The sequence below is a fragment of the Streptomyces sp. 142MFCol3.1 genome (genome assembly GCF_000424945.1).
Classification (GTDB): domain Bacteria; phylum Actinomycetota; class Actinomycetes; order Streptomycetales; family Streptomycetaceae; genus Streptomyces; species Streptomyces siamensis.
Genome location: NZ_AUKV01000001.1, coordinates 464,062 through 477,746 on the forward strand (window position 1 = coordinate 464,062; position 13,685 = coordinate 477,746).

Annotated in this window: 11 protein-coding genes and 2 pseudogenes; 10 read left to right on the forward strand and 3 right to left on the reverse strand. The window is 72.9% G+C overall.

Features of this window, described 5'->3' with window-relative positions:
- Positions 1 to 39: 39 nt before the first annotated feature.
- Complete coding sequence (locus H305_RS44205; RefSeq protein ID WP_037761991.1) at positions 40 to 2,136, forward strand: HEAT repeat domain-containing protein; 2,097 nt, start codon at positions 40 to 42, stop codon at positions 2,134 to 2,136.
- Between the two features lie 60 nt (positions 2,137 to 2,196).
- Here H305_RS44205 and ligD read toward each other — a convergent pair whose 3' ends face one another.
- Complete coding sequence (ligD, locus tag H305_RS0102065) at positions 2,197 to 3,213, reverse strand: non-homologous end-joining DNA ligase (RefSeq protein WP_028798944.1); 1,017 nt, start codon at positions 3,211 to 3,213, stop codon at positions 2,197 to 2,199.
- A gap of 74 nt (positions 3,214 to 3,287) precedes the next feature.
- On the opposite strand from ligD, the gene H305_RS0102070 reads away from it, so the two are divergent.
- Both H305_RS0102070 and H305_RS0102075 read left to right on the forward strand, forming a co-directional pair.
- Entirely contained in the window at positions 3,288 to 4,358 is a 1,071-nt protein-coding gene (locus H305_RS0102070; protein WP_028798945.1) for an ATP-dependent DNA ligase, read from the forward strand.
- A 344-nt stretch (positions 4,359 to 4,702) separates the two neighbouring features.
- Positions 4,703 to 5,707: a DUF3048 domain-containing protein gene (locus H305_RS0102075; RefSeq protein WP_028798946.1), complete on the forward strand. Its 1,005-nt coding sequence runs from the start codon at positions 4,703 to 4,705 to the stop codon at positions 5,705 to 5,707.
- 29 nt (positions 5,708 to 5,736) lie between these two features.
- Here the strand turns inward: H305_RS0102075 and H305_RS0102080 are convergent, their stop codons facing one another.
- Positions 5,737 to 6,201: a MarR family winged helix-turn-helix transcriptional regulator gene (locus tag H305_RS0102080; protein WP_028798947.1), complete on the reverse strand. Its 465-nt coding sequence runs from the start codon at positions 6,199 to 6,201 to the stop codon at positions 5,737 to 5,739.
- A gap of 349 nt (positions 6,202 to 6,550) precedes the next feature.
- On the opposite strand from H305_RS0102080, the pseudogene H305_RS52020 reads away from it, so the two are divergent.
- From H305_RS52020 to H305_RS49980, 7 genes and pseudogenes are all read left to right on the forward strand, one after another.
- Positions 6,551 to 6,757 (forward strand): annotated as a pseudogene (locus H305_RS52020) (CoA-transferase); the annotation flags it as partial.
- A gap of 7 nt (positions 6,758 to 6,764) precedes the next feature.
- Positions 6,765 to 6,920, forward strand: a pseudogene (locus H305_RS49975) (3-oxoadipyl-CoA thiolase); the annotation flags it as partial.
- A gap of 13 nt (positions 6,921 to 6,933) precedes the next feature.
- The gene (pcaH, locus tag H305_RS0102090) at positions 6,934 to 7,710 is read left to right on the forward strand and encodes a protocatechuate 3,4-dioxygenase subunit beta (protein ID WP_028798949.1); all 777 of its coding nucleotides are present in this window, start codon (positions 6,934 to 6,936) and stop codon (positions 7,708 to 7,710) included.
- Positions 7,707 to 8,270: a protocatechuate 3,4-dioxygenase subunit alpha gene (gene pcaG, locus H305_RS0102095; protein WP_028798950.1), complete on the forward strand. Its 564-nt coding sequence runs from the start codon at positions 7,707 to 7,709 to the stop codon at positions 8,268 to 8,270. The genes pcaH and pcaG overlap by 4 nt, the downstream gene beginning before the upstream one ends.
- Complete coding sequence (gene pcaB / locus H305_RS0102100) at positions 8,267 to 9,613, forward strand: 3-carboxy-cis,cis-muconate cycloisomerase (protein WP_037761995.1); 1,347 nt, start codon at positions 8,267 to 8,269, stop codon at positions 9,611 to 9,613. The genes pcaG and pcaB overlap by 4 nt, the downstream gene beginning before the upstream one ends.
- Entirely contained in the window at positions 9,610 to 10,752 is a 1,143-nt protein-coding gene (gene pcaD / locus H305_RS0102105) for a 3-oxoadipate enol-lactonase (RefSeq protein WP_028798952.1), read from the forward strand. The genes pcaB and pcaD overlap by 4 nt, the downstream gene beginning before the upstream one ends.
- A complete protein-coding gene (locus tag H305_RS49980; RefSeq protein ID WP_324608083.1) occupies positions 10,749 to 10,910 on the forward strand; it encodes a hypothetical protein in 162 nt (53 codons plus the stop codon). Before pcaD ends, H305_RS49980 begins: the two co-directional genes overlap by 4 nt.
- Positions 10,911 to 10,957: 47 nt before the next feature.
- On the opposite strand, the gene H305_RS0102115 is transcribed toward H305_RS49980, so the two are convergent.
- Positions 10,958 to 13,624 carry an ATP-binding protein gene (locus tag H305_RS0102115; RefSeq protein ID WP_028798953.1) on the reverse strand — a complete coding sequence of 889 codons (2,667 nt, stop codon included), beginning with the start codon at positions 13,622 to 13,624 and terminating at the stop codon, positions 10,958 to 10,960.
- Positions 13,625 to 13,685: the final 61 nt, after the last annotated feature.

Consider the following 13,685-nt stretch of genomic DNA (forward strand, 5'->3'; position numbering starts at 1 on the left):
CAGCGGCAGCCGTACGCCGCTGACGACGGGGAGGTCTGTGTGTTCACGGGGATCGAAGAGGTCGACTGGGCGTCGATGGGCCACGCCTACACCGACTCGGCCACGGACGTGCCCGACCTGTTGTGGGGCCTCGCCTCCGACGACCCGGCCCGCCGCGACATCGCCCTGGACGGCATGTACGGCGCGGTGCACCACCAGGGCGACGTGTACGACAGCACGGTCGCCTGCATCCCGTTCCTCTTCGAGCTGGTCGAGACGGCCACGGTGGCCGACCGGGACGCCGTCGTCCGCCTGCTGCGCAGCATCGCGGGCGAGAAGGAACCCGACCCCGAGGAGCTGGGCGGCGTCTTCGAGGACGAGGAGGAGGACGCCGCGTGGATCCAGCCGTTCCTCGACGCCTCGCGGCTGATCCGGGGGCGTGCCGACCTCTTCCTGGAACTGCTCGACGATCCCGACGCCGAGCTGCGTGCCGCGCTGCCGGGCGCGCTCGCGCATCTGCACGCGGAGCCCATGAAGGTGTTCTCCGTCCTGCGTGACCGGTTGCCGGTCGAGACCGACGCCGAGGCCGCCCACGGCCTGGCACGCGCCATCGGCACCCTGGCCGTCGACCACGCCGAGACGCTCGGCTCCCAGGCCGGACCCGTCCTTCGGGACGTCCTCGACCGCACGGCCGACCCGCAGCTGCGCATGACGGTGCTCGCGCAACTGGCCCGCTGTGCGCCGGACCTGCTGCCGGACAACACCGCGGAACTGGCTCTGGAGATCATGCGTCTGGCGTACGAGGCGCGGTACGGCGAGTCCGACGAGGAGCCGGAGCCCGCTCCGGAGCGGCCGCGCACCCCCACGATAGTGTCGTATCTGCGGGACCTGGAGGCGGCGCACCGCAAGAGCGTCGACGCCGACCGGGCCGACGATCTGCTGGAGGAGCTGCACCGGGCCCTCGGGGACCGCACCGATGTGCGTTTCGACCTGCTGAACGGGCAGTTGTGCTCCCAGGACTGGGGACAGCGCGTCGCGGCGGTCCGCATGAGCGGCCTGCTGCTGACGGGCTGGCGCGCACCGAACGACCTGCCGGTGGCCCTGCTCGCCCGGCAGCTCGTGGAGGAGGAACCTGACCTGTCCGAACGAGCGCTGAACGAGCTGTCGTACGTGGCGCCGATCGCCCATGTCGTCGCGGATATCCTCGCCGTCTGCGTGCGGGAGTGGGACGACGAGTGGGAGCCCGAGGGCTGGGAACGGACGCTCTACGGCCGGGCGTTGGCGGCGCTGGCGTTCCAGGGCGACGATCGGGCCGTGCCGGCGCTGGTCGACGTCATGGCCGAGGGTGGCGACACACCGGAGCATCTGGCCCGGTGGGTGAAGGCGACAGGGGCCGAGGCGGCGGCGCCGCTCGGCCCGGTGCTGCACCGCCGTCTGGCCGCGCTCGCGCCGGGAGCCCACCGCGACAGGAGCCGTCTGATCGACGCGCTGGGCGTCATCGCGCCGGCCTCGTCGCTGGAGCTGCTCATCGAGATGCTCGGGGACGAGCAGGGCCGGCAGGCGCGCTGGTCGGCCGCCCAGGCTCTCACCCGGTACGGCCGTGCGGGCGGTGAAGCGGCGCCGCGGCTGCGGGAGTTGGTGATGGACGAGGGCACCCCGACGGAGATCCGGCTGGACGCGGCCGAGGCCCTCTGGGCAGTGACCGGTGAGGCGGATCCGGTGCTCCCCGTCGTCCGTGACGGCCTGGACTCGACCCACTGGTACGGACGGTCGGCCGCCCTGCGCATCATCGGCGCGCTGGGCCCCGCGGGCGCGGCACTGGCCCCGCGCCTGCGCGAGCTCGCCGTCATGGGTACGAACGCGCCGGCGGCCGTGGCCCTGTGGAAGGTGACGGGAGACGTCGAGGCGGTCCTCCCGGTGCTGCTTGACGAGTGGACGGCCACGCCCAGGAGCCGTCCGGCCGCGGCGGCCTGTCTGGCCCAGATGGGCCGGGCGGCCGCTCCCGCCCTCCCGCTGATACACGCGGAGCTGGCCTCGCCCCGCCGCCACAACAACGACGGCACCACGGGCCATGTGCGCTACGACGTGGCCGAGGACGAGGCCCTGCTGAGGGACTGCCGGACGATCGAAGCGGCGTTCGCAGCGCTCGACGGCTAGGGGGCTTCGTTCGGATCAGCGGGGTCCGCGGCGCCCGGTGCCGGGAATCGGCAGAAGGACCTAGTCGTCCTTCCGCCTGGCCCGGCTCGGCCGCACCCGCTTGGGCTCGCCCGGCATCTTCGGGTACTCCGGCGGGTACGGCAGGTCGCCCAGACCGTGGTCGTGCTCGTCTCGGGCGGCGAGTTCCAGCAGGGCTTCCAGGGAGAAGGCATGGTCGTCCATGTCGGCGTGCACATCGCCCAGTTCGGCGAAGCGGGCCGGCATGGTCGCCAGGTCGAAGTCGCGCGGCCGGGCGTCGTCCACCTCATCCCAGCGCAGGGGTGCGGAGACGGGGGCGTGCGGTCGGGGGCGGACCGAGTAGGCGGAGGCGATGGTGCGGTCCCTCGCTGTCTGGTTGTAGTCCACGAAGATCTTTTCGCCTCGTTCCTCCTTCCACCAGGCGGTGGTGACCCGGTCCGGCATGCGGCGTTCGAGTTCGCGTCCGGCGGCGATGGCGGCCCGGCGCACCTGGGTGAACGTCCAGCGCGGCTGGATGGGGACGAAGACGTGCAGGCCGCGTCCGCCGGAGGTCTTGGGCCAGCCCGTCAGGTCGCCGTACTCGTAAAGGACGGCGCGCAGTTCGTGGGCGGCGCGCACGGCGTCGGCGTAGTCCGTGCCGGGCTGCGGGTCGAGGTCGATGCGCAGTTCGTCGGGGCGGTCGACGTCGTCGCGGCGGACCGGCCACGGATGGAAGGTGAGCGTGCCGAACTGCGCGGCCCACAGGACGGCGGCGGGCTCGGTCGGGCACATCTCGTCGGCACTGCGTCCGCTGGGGAAGGTGATGTGGGCGGTGGGAATCCAGTCGGGCATGTTCTTGGGCGCCCGTTTCTGGAAGAAGGACTCGCCGGTCACACCGTCCGGGTAGCGCTCCAGGGTGGTGGGGCGGTCGCGGAGGGCCCGCAGGATGCCGTCGCCCACGGCGAGGTAGTACTGCGCGAGGTCCAGCTTCGTGAAGCCGCGCTCCGGGAAGAAGACCTTGTCCGGGCTGGACAGACGTACGGTCCTCCCGGCTGCCTCGAGTTCCACCGCATCGCCCATGCGAGCCACGGTAGGCGCAGGGCGCAGGGCTCGCACACCGGGCGAAGGGCCCCGGCACCGCGCAGAATCGGAGCATGGATCTGCCGGTGATGCCGCCCGTGAAGCCGATGCTCGCCAAGTCCGTGGCGAAGATCCCGCCCGGCATGCACTACGAGGCGAAGTGGGACGGGTTCCGGGCGATCGTGTTCCGCGACGGTGCGGAGGTCGAACTCGGCAGCCGCACCGGCAAGACGCTGACCAGGTACTTCCCCGAGCTGGTGGACGCGTTGCGGGAGCGGTTGCCGAAGCGCTGTGTGATGGACGGCGAGATCGTGATCGCCCGGGACGGGAGGCTCGACTTCGACGCGCTCACGGAACGCATCCACCCCGCCGACTCACGCGTGCGCATGCTGGCGGAGAGGACGCCCGCGTCCTTCGTGGCCTTCGACCTGCTGGCCCTGGCCGACGAGTCGCTGCTGGACGTCCCGCTGAGCGACCGTCGGGCCCTGCTGGTGAGGGCGCTGTCCGGGGTCACGGCCCCGGTGCACGTGGCCCCGGCGACCACGGACCGCGAGGTGGCGCAGCGTTGGTTCGAGCAGTACGAGGGTGCGGGACTCGACGGTGTGGTCGCCAAGCCGCTCACGCTGCCGTACCGGATGGACGAGCGCGCCATGTTCAAGATCAAGCACGAGCGGACCGCGGACGTCGTGGTCGCCGGTTACCGCTTCCACAAGAGCGGCCCGGTGGTCGGGTCGCTGCTGCTCGGCCTGTACGACGACGCGGGCACTCTCCAGCACGTGGGGGTGAGCGCGGCGTTCTCGATGAAGCGGCGCGCGGAGCTGGTCGAGGAGTTGGAGCCGCTGCGGATGGCGGACGCCGGGGAGCACCCCTGGGCGGCGTGGACGGACGAGGCGGCCCACGAGACGGCCCGGCTGCCGGGCGCGCCGAGCCGGTGGTCGGGGAAGAAGGACCTGTCCTGGGTGCCGGTGCGGCCGGAGCGGGTGGCCGAGGTGGCGTACGACCACATGGAGAACGGCGTGCGCTTTCGGCACACGGCCCGCTTCCGCCGCTGGCGCCCCGACCGGACCGCCGAGAGCTGCACCTACGGTCAGCTGGAGGAGCCGGTGGGCTACGACCTCGCGGAGATCTTCGGGCCGCGGGACTGACCTCGGACCGCCGGCCCGAGCCGCCGTGTCCGGCATCTGCCCACCCGTCCCCAGCTCCGGATCCACCCGGCCGCCCACCGCAGGTCCCCGAACTCCGGGCTCCGCCCGCCCAACGACCCGAGTCCCCGGAATCCGCCGCCCCCACCGGCAAGCCCCCGGAATCCCGGACTCCGTCAGCTCGCCGACCCGCGGCGCGCTTCGCGCGCCCGTCTCTCTCGCCTTTCACCCACCCCGCTGAGCCGATCAGCTGATTTAACGCGCACAATCGGAATCGATCGGGTATGGCCATCGATGAACGTATGAACGCACAATCGATGACACAAGACTGGGTGGGCACGGTGGGCATGCGACAGACGGCGCCGCTGCGGCGCGGCGCGATGACGGCGGCACTGCTGGCCGCGGCGGTGACGGGCTCCTTGCTGACGGGCTGCACCGGGGGTGGCCACGCGCGCGGCGGGGGCGCCCTCGACGACGGGCGCGCCCCGACGCCGAGCCCGAGCCCGACCGCCAGCCGGAGCCCAGAGGTTTTGAAGAGTGCCGGTCCGGTGCTCGCCGTGAAGATCGACAACGTGCGTGCGGCCCGGCCGGCGACCGGCCTCGACGCGGCCGACGTGGTGTACGCGGAACAGGTCGAGGGCGGTCTGAGCAGGCTCATGGCGGTCTTCGCGACCACGCTCCCGAAGGCCGTCGGACCGGTCCGCAGCGCACGCGAATCGGATCTGGAGCTGCTGGGCCAGTTCGACGAGCCGACGCTCGCCTTCTCCGGGGCGCAGCACAAGCTGCTGCCGCTGATCGACAAGGCGCCGTTGCACGCACAGTCCGCGGACACCACGCCCGGCGCGTACTTCCGGGCAGCGGACAGACCGGTGCCGCACAACCTGTACCTGCGCCCGGAGCGACTGATGGAATCGGCACCGGGCGGCGACGCGCTCACCACGGGTTTCCATTTCGGCGCGGCGCCCCAGGGCGGCACCGAGGAGAACTCGCGCACCGTGCGCTACCCCGCGGCCCGGTTCACCTTCACCTGGTCCGACAGCAGGAAACGCTGGCTGGTGGACATGGACGGGACGCCGACCGTGACCGCCGAGGGCAGGACGGTCGCGCCGGCGACCGTGGTCGTGCAGTACGTGAAGGTGCGCAAGTCCCAGTTCCACGACTTCCTCGGGAACAACACCCCGTACACGGAGACGGTGGGCTCGGGCACGGCGAAGGTGCTGCGCGACGGCCGGGCCTACGACGTGAACTGGTCGCGCCCCGGCGCGGAGGACGGCACCAAGTTCACCACGAAGGACGGTACGCCGATGAACTTCGCCCGGGGCCAGGTCTGGGTGGTGTTCGCGAAGGCGTGAGCGGGCGGGCTCAGGGCCCGGCGACGGTGTCAGCCCTGTGCGGCGAGGGGCTCCGAGGGGTTGCGGAGCCCCTCCGCGGCGTCCGAGACCCGCTGGATGAGGTCGAGGAACACGGTCTGCTCCTCGGCGGAGAGCGGGGCCAGGAAGACCTGGTTCATGCGCGCGGTGCGGACGGTCAGCTTGCGGTGGGTGCGCATCCCCTCGTCCGTGAGGCGCAGCAGGAAGCGGCGGCCGTCCTGCGGGTCGCGCACCTTGTCGAGCAGCCCGCGCCGGCCGAGCCGGCTGATGACCTCGGCGATGGTGGAGCGGTCGAGCCCCACCCGCTCCCCCACCGTGCGCTGGTCGAGGCCGGGCTCCGCGACGAGCGCGTTCAGCACGGCGAACTGCGGCGAGGTGATCTCCTCCGAGACCATCGTGTTCCACAGCAGGTGATGCGCCTGCTGCAGGCGCCGGGCCAGGTGCCCGGGGTGGGTGGAGAGATCCACCGCGGCCATGTGCGCTCCTCAGCTTTCGTTAGCGCGACCGACCGCGCCATACCAGGATCGACATTCGTTGGTGCACTGAACAATACCTGGAGATCTCCACACCTGCCTCGCTCAGCGACACCACGCTCACCTGCACGTATCGGCGGAGTCTTGACGGACCCCGGCAGGGGTGGCAGCGTGTTCGAAGCCCCAAGGAAATAATCAGTGCCCTGACCAACTCGGGCGCTGGACGCTCGGGAGAGACAAGGCTTCACGCATGGACAAGGTGGTCGCCACGGCCGTGGAGGCGGTGGCCGACGTCCCGGACGGCGCGACGCTCGCGGTCGGTGGGTTCCGCCTGAACGGTGTGCCGAACAGGCGCGACTTCGACCCGCCGGCCGCGATGGCCGGCCGGGTCACCGTCACCGAGGTCGAGGAGCCGGTCGAGCCGGGCGCGACCGACCCCGACGCGGTGCACCTGCCCGGCATCTTCGTCCGGCGTGTCCTGGCGCCGACCCCCGAACAGGCCGCGGACAAGAAGATCGAGAAGCGGACGGGCACGACGCCCGCGACGGACGGAACGGTGAACCGCGCGGGGCGGCGCCATCGCCCTCGGTCATCCCCTCGGCGCCTCCGGTGCCCGCCTCGCCGGCACCGTCGCCCACCAGCTCACCCGCAAGGGCGGCGGGACGGGCGTCGCCACCCTCTGCATCGGCGTGGGCCAGGGCCTCGCCCTCGCCCTGGAACGACAGGAAGTCCACCATGGCACTCACTCAGTCGGACATCGACGTCGAGATCAAGGATCTCCAGGACGCCTACGACAAGGCGGTCGCCGAGGGTGCCCCGGTACGCCACCATCCGGTGCGGGACTACCCCCCGTACCGCAGTTCCGTACTGCGCCACCCCAAGCAGCCCCTGGTCGCCGTGAACGGCGGCGACCCCGAGACGGTGGAGCTGTCCGGCCCGGTCTTCGGCGTCACCGACATCACCGAGATCGACAACGACCTGACGCGCCGGCACCGCGGCGAGCCGATCGGCGAGCGCATGACCGTGTCGGGCCGGCTGCGCGACCGCGACGGACGTCCGGTGCGCGGCCAGCTCGTGGAGATCTGGCAGGCCAACGCGGCCGGCCGTTACGCCCATCTGCGCGAACAGCACCCGGCGCCGCTGGACCCGAACTTCACCGGTGTGGGCCGGGCCCTGACGGACGACCAGGGCCGCTACAGCTTCACGACCATCAAGCCGGGCCCGTATCCGTGGGGCAATCACACCAACGCGTGGCGGCCCGCCCACATCCACTTCTCGGTCTTCGGCACGGCGTTCACCCAGCGGCTCGTGACCCAGATGTACTTCCCGAGCGACCCGCTGTTCCCCTACGACCCGATCCTTCGGTCAGTGACCGACAGGGCGGCCCGCGACCGTCTGGTCGCCCGCTACGACCACGCCCTCTCCCAGCCCGAGTTCTCGCTCGGCTACACATGGGACATCGTCCTCGACGGTCCCTCCGCCACCTGGATCGAGGAAGGCCGTCGAGCATGACCGAGCGGTTGCCCCCCACCCCGTCCCACACCGTCGGCCCCTTCTACGGCCACGCCCTGCCCTTCCCCGGCGGCGGGGAGGTTGCACCCCCGGGCCACCCGGACACGATCACCCTGCACGGATACGTGTTCGACGGCGCGGGCGAGCCGATTCCCGACGCCCTCCTGGACTTCTGGCAGGCCGCCCCCGACGGTTCGCTCGGCGGTGCCGCGGGTTCGATGCGCCGCGACCCCTCGACCGGCGGCTTCCTGGGCCGCAACGGCACCGACTTCACGGGCTTCGGCCGGGTCGCCACGGACGCCGACGGGCACTACGCGCTGCGCACGCTGCCGCCCGGGAACACCGGGCTGCCGTACGTCAGCGTGTGCGTGTTCGCGCGCGGCCTGGTGCACCACCTGTTCACCCGGGCCTACCTCGCCGACGGCGCCGACCCGCTGCTCGACTCGCTGCCGCGGGACCGGCGCGCCACGCTGCTCGCCACCGAGGGCACGCGCCGCACGTACCGTTTCGACATCCGCCTGCAGGGTGAGGGCGAGACGGTCTTCCTGGAGTTCCAGTGAGCGGCTCACCCGCCGGGCGGGAGGCACCCCTCGGCGACCCGGGGGCGCTGCTCGCCCCGGGCCGGGCGGACTCCCCCGCGTCGTCCGCGACGTCGGACAACGCCGTGCTCCAGGCGCTGCTGGACGCCGAGGCCGCGCTGACGCGGGCCTGGGCGGACTCCGGGGCGGTTCCCGCCGCCGCGGCGGCGGCGGTGTCCGCGCTCCGCGCCGACGACCTCGACGCACGGGCCGTCGCCCGGGCGGCCCGGGACGGCGGCAACCCGGTGATCCCGCTGGTCGCGCGGCTGACAGCGGCGGTCGGCGAGGAGCACGGGCCGTACGTCCACCGTGGCGCGACCAGCCAGGACATCCTGGACACGGCGCTGATGCTGGTCGCCCGGCGCAGCCGGGACCTGACCGTGGCGGACCTGGAGCGCGCGGCGACGGCCCTGGGCCGGCTCGCCGCGACCCACCGGGACACGGTGCTGCCCGGGCGGACGCTGACCCAGCACGCCGTGCCGACGACCTTCGGCCTGAAGGCGGCGGGGTGGCGGTCCCTGCTGCTGGACGCGCGGGACCGCCTCGCCGGCGTCCGCCTGCCCGCCCAACTGGGCGGAGCCGCCGGCACCCTGGCCGCCTTCACCGCCTTCGGCGCCGAGGACCCGCAGGCCCTGGTGGCCGCGTACGCATGTGAACTCGGTCTCGCCGAACCGGCGTTGCCGTGGCACACCCTGCGGACACCGGTCGCCGACCTCGCCGGAGCCCTGGCGTTCACCGCGGGCGCCCTCGGCAAGACGGCGGCGGACGTCCTCACCCTCTCCCGCACCGAGATCGCGGAGCTCGCCGAGGGTCCGGGCGGCGGTTCCTCCGCCATGCCGCACAAGGCCAACCCCGTGACGGCCACGCTGATCGCCGCGGCGGCCCGGCGCGCGCCGGGGCTGGCCGCCACGCTCTACGCGTCCATGGTCGCGGAGGACGAGCGTCCGGCCGGCGCCTGGCACGCCGAATGGGAGCCGCTGCGCGATCTGCTGCGGCTAGCGGGCGGCGCCGCGGAGCAGGCCGTCGGCCTGGTGGAGGGGCTTCGGGTGAACGCGGACACCATGCGTGAACACCTCGGCCTCACCCACGGGTTGATCGTCTCCGAGCGGCTGGCCGTCGAGCTCGCCCCGGTGCTCGGCCGGGCGCGCGCCAAGGAACTGCTGACAGCGGCCGCGCGGCGCGCCGTCGCCGAAGGGCGGCCGCTCGTGGAGGTGCTCGGCGAGGCCCCCGATCTCAAGGACCTCGACCTGGCCGACCTCACGGACCCCACTCGTTACACGGGTTCCGCCGGGGCCCTGACCGACCGTGCTCTGGAGCGACGTTGACCGACCCACTCCTCAATCACCGCGCCGAGGGCCCCGGCACCGCTCCCGCGCTGCTCCTCGGACCGTCGCTCGGCACGTCGTACGCCCTGTGGGACGCCGTCGCGCCCGAACTGTCCGTCGACCACCGCGTGATCCGCTGGGACCTTCCCGGCCACGGGGGTTCACCCGCCGGACTCGTCCACCCCGGTGCGACGGTCGGTGACCTGGCCGCGCCGGTGCTGGCACTGGCGGATTCGCTGGGCATCGAACGGTTCGCCTACGCCGGGGTGTCGCTCGGCGGTGCGGTGGGCCTGCATCTGGCGGTGCACCATCCCGAGCGGCTCTCCTCGCTGGCCGTGATCTGTTCATCGGCCCACTTCAACGGCTCCAAGCCGTGGCGGGAACGCGCCGAACTGGTGCGCCGGGAAGGTCTCGCGTCGGTGGCCGCGACCGCCGACGCCCGGTGGTTCACGCCCGGCTTCACCGTGCCCCGGCTGGTGGCCGACCACCGTGCCGCCGACCCGGAGGCGTACGCCGCCTGCTGTGACGCCCTGGCCGCCTTCGACATCCGGGACCGGCTGGAGTCCATCGCCGTGCCGACGCTGCTGATCGCCGGACGCGAGGACCCCGCGACGCCGCCGTCGCATCTGCGGGAGATCGCGGACGCGGTGCCGGGTGCCGCACTCGTGGAGATCCCTGGAGCGTCCCACCTGGCACCCGCGCAGTGCCCGGAGGCGGTCCTGACGGCCCTGCGCGCCCACTTCTCGGGCGGTGCCCGGCGCGGCATGGAGGTGCGTCGCGAGGTGCTCGGCGACGAGCACGTGGACCGGGCTCAGGCCCGGCAGACCCTCTTCACCGACCGCTTCCAGGACTTCATCTCCCGGTACGCGTGGGGCGAGATCTGGACCGATCCCACGCTGGCGCGCCGTGAGCGCAGCATGATCACGCTGACCGCGCTGGTGGCCCACGGCCACCACGGCGAGCTCGCGATGCACGTCCGCGCGGCGCTGCGTAACGGACTGACGCCCGAGGAGATCGGCGCCGTGCTGCTCCAGACGGCCGTGTACTGCGGTGTTCCGGCCGCCAACTCGGCGTTCGCGGTGGCGCAGCGGGTGCTGGCCGAGGAGGAGACGACGGAGGGGACCGCCGGGTCAGGGTGACACCGGGCGCGGCCGGGGTGATCGCCCTCGCGACGCGGGAGCTCGGGTCGGGCGGGTACTTCGACGGGACGAGGCCGTCCCGGGCGCACGCCGCGGCGTACGACCCGGAGGTCCGCGCGCGGCTGGAGGAGACGACGGAGCGACTGCTCGGCACCTGACCGGGCGGGAGTGCCGTCCGGTCGGGCGCCGACACCGCCCGACGGGGCTACAGGGTCCTCAGGGCGTGCTCCGCCTGGGTCACGAGTCCGTTCGCGCCGCACGAACGGGCCAGCGTCAGACCCTTGTTGAGCTCGCTCACGGAGCGGGACAGGATGCCGTACTCGACGCGGGCCGCCGCGTGTTCGTACTGGCACGGGGAGGCCTCCAGATAGGTGACCGCCTGGGCGGCCAGCCGCACCGCCCGCTGGCCCGTCTCCAGGGCCGCCGCACAGCGCAGCGCCTCGCCTATGGCCGTGTCGGTGCCGAACCGCTCGGCCTGCCGCCGGGCGTCCGCAGCCAACGCGGCGGCGCGTACCGGGTCCTCGGTGGCGAGGGCCCGGGCGAGGTCGAGTGCCCAGGGAGCGAGTACGGTGTTGTGGTGGCCACGCGCCCCGGCGGCCTTCTCCGCCGCCTCCAGTTCGTTGACGCCTTCCTTCGTACGGCCGGCGGCGAGCAGCAGACGGCCGCGCACCGAGCGGGTGTCGGGCAGCACGATCGTGGACGGGTAGGGCGGGGCGAAGCCGTAGCGTTCGGCGATCTCGGCGGCCTCCTGGACGTGGCCGCGGGCGAGCAGCGTGTCGATGAGCCCGCAGGTCGCCGACCAGTACAGGGGAAGACCGCGGCCGACCCGCTCGGCGAGGCGCAGCGATTCGCGCTGGAAGTGCTCCGCGTCGGTGAGGCGGCCCCGCCTGCGGTGCGCGAGTCCGAGGTAGGCGTTGGCCAGGGACTGATGGCCGCCGCTCCAGCCGGACTTCACATAGGCGCGCAGCGCCTCGCTGAAGAGGCTTTCGGCACGGTCGAGCCGGTCGGCGTACGCGTAGGCGCTGCCCAGCATCAGGAGGAGTTCGACGCCCCACTCGGTGTCGGTCCAGCCGAGGCCCGGTGCGAGGCGGCCGTTGACGAGGGCGCGGTCGCACAGCTCCAGGACCTCCTCCGCGTTCTCACCGCGGGTCATCGCGTCGAAGCCGCGCAGTATCAGCAGCGCGCGTTCGGAGTTGTCGCGTCCGGTGCAGGTCTGGACGAGTTCGGCGAGTCCGCGGGAGTGTCCGGAACGCTCCTCGCCCGCGTGGATGCCTTCCCACATGTAGTGGACGGCCTGGAGCCGCATCCGGGCGGGGCCCGGAGGGAGCCTGTCGGCCTCCGCGTCGACCGTGCGGACCGCTTCCTCCAGCTGGTCGTTGTGGAGCAGCGCCTGGGAGAGCCGGAACACGGCGTCGACCCGCATGCCGTCGTCGAGGCCGGGCCGTTCGAGGGCGGCGCGCAGATGGCCGATCGTCCTGGCGGGGGCGGTCAGCAGGGTGGCGCAGCCCAGTTCGTAGAGGACGCTGGCGTGCACCTCGGGGAGCGGGGGCTCCTCCAGAGCCCGCTCCAGGCAGCGCCTGGCCGCGTCGGGCGCGCCGACGGCGAGGTGTTCGCGGGCCGCCTCGCGCATCTGCTCGACGAGTTCGGGGTCGTCGTCGGGGTGCACTTCGAGGAGGTGGCGGGAGGCCGCGGCGGCGCCGAGCCCGGACTCGGTGACCGCCCAGGCGGCCTGGCCGTGCATCGCGGTGCGCAGGGCGTCCGGGATGGAGCGGTAGACCGCCGTCGCGATGAGCGGGTGCACGAACTCCAGTTCGCCGTCGACCACTTGTCCGTTCACGGGGTCGACCCTGGTCAGGATGCGGGCGGCGCCGAGCAGTTCGGTGCAGCGATGGGCCTCGTCGGTCTGCATGCCGGCGAGCTGAGCGGCGAGGTCGAGGGAGATGTTGGTACCGAGTATGGCCGCCGCCCAGGCGAACCGGGTGGCGTCGATACCGAGTCCTTCGAGGCGGGCGACGAGCCCGCGGCCACGGGCCGAGCGGTTCAGGTCGCGCAGTTCGGCGGCGGAGCTCTCGGCGGGCTCCAGGCCGCTGTCCTGCACCTTGGCGAGCAGTTCGACGGTCTCGTACGGGTTTCCGCCGGTGACCGCCCACACCTCGCGGCAGAACGGCGCGTCGGCGTGTTCCCCGAGGGTGGCACGGGTCAGTCCGGCGGCAGCGGCCGGGGTCAGCGCGTTCAGTGTGGCGATCGGGAGGGCCGTCGCGGCGACGGCGTCGAGCAGCCGGGCGCTCTCGCCGCTCACCCCGCCGGGCCGGCGGGCGACCACGACGAGGACGGAGAGGTCGTCGAGGCGTTCGGCGAACGCGGCGAGCCAGCGCAGGGTCTCCTGGTCGGCCCAGTGCGCGTCGTCGATGAGCAGCACGAGCGGCCAGTCGCGCTTGGCGAGCCGTCGCACCGCGGCGACGAGCCCGTCGCACACGCCCTGCGGGTCGGGCTGCCGGTCGCCCGGCTCCGTTATGCCGAGGGCGGGGCCGGCGATGTCGTACCAGTCGCCGAGGTACTCACGCGCCTCCTCCGGCAGCAACGAGACGAGGGCGGGCTGGAGCAACTGCCGCACGACGTTGAACGGGACGGACGTGACGGTCTCGCCGCCGCGTGCCGACCACACCGCGCAGCCGCTGCTCTCCGCGATCCGGCGCGCCTCGGCGAGGAGGGCGGTCTTGCCGAGCCCCGCCTCGCCGCTGAACACCAACAGGCTTCCCGAGGACGCCGAATCCGCGCGCAGCGCACCGATCGCCTCTTCGAGGGTGGCGACTTCCTCGTCGCGCTCCCACAGGGAAGCCGAGGCGACCGCTCCGGGTCGTGCCTCCGTCATCCCGCTACCTCCCCAGGTCACCCAAAAGACGTGCTGGAAACGAGCGTAGCCGCCCGGAAGC

Coding starts and splice junctions, on each gene's coding strand:
- pcaG (WP_028798950.1), top strand. CDS start 7,707: ATGACCGAGCGGTTGCCCCCCACCCCGTCCCACACCGTCGGCCCCTTC.
- ligD (WP_028798944.1), bottom strand. CDS start 3,213: ATGGGCGATGCGGTGGAACTCGAGGCAGCCGGGAGGACCGTACGTCTG.
- H305_RS0102080 (WP_028798947.1), bottom strand. CDS start 6,201: ATGGCCGCGGTGGATCTCTCCACCCACCCCGGGCACCTGGCCCGGCGC.
- H305_RS0102075 (WP_028798946.1), top strand. CDS start 4,703: ATGCGACAGACGGCGCCGCTGCGGCGCGGCGCGATGACGGCGGCACTG.
- pcaH (WP_028798949.1), top strand. CDS start 6,934: ATGGCACTCACTCAGTCGGACATCGACGTCGAGATCAAGGATCTCCAG.
- H305_RS0102070 (WP_028798945.1), top strand. CDS start 3,288: ATGGATCTGCCGGTGATGCCGCCCGTGAAGCCGATGCTCGCCAAGTCC.
- H305_RS0102115 (WP_028798953.1), bottom strand. CDS start 13,624: ATGACGGAGGCACGACCCGGAGCGGTCGCCTCGGCTTCCCTGTGGGAG.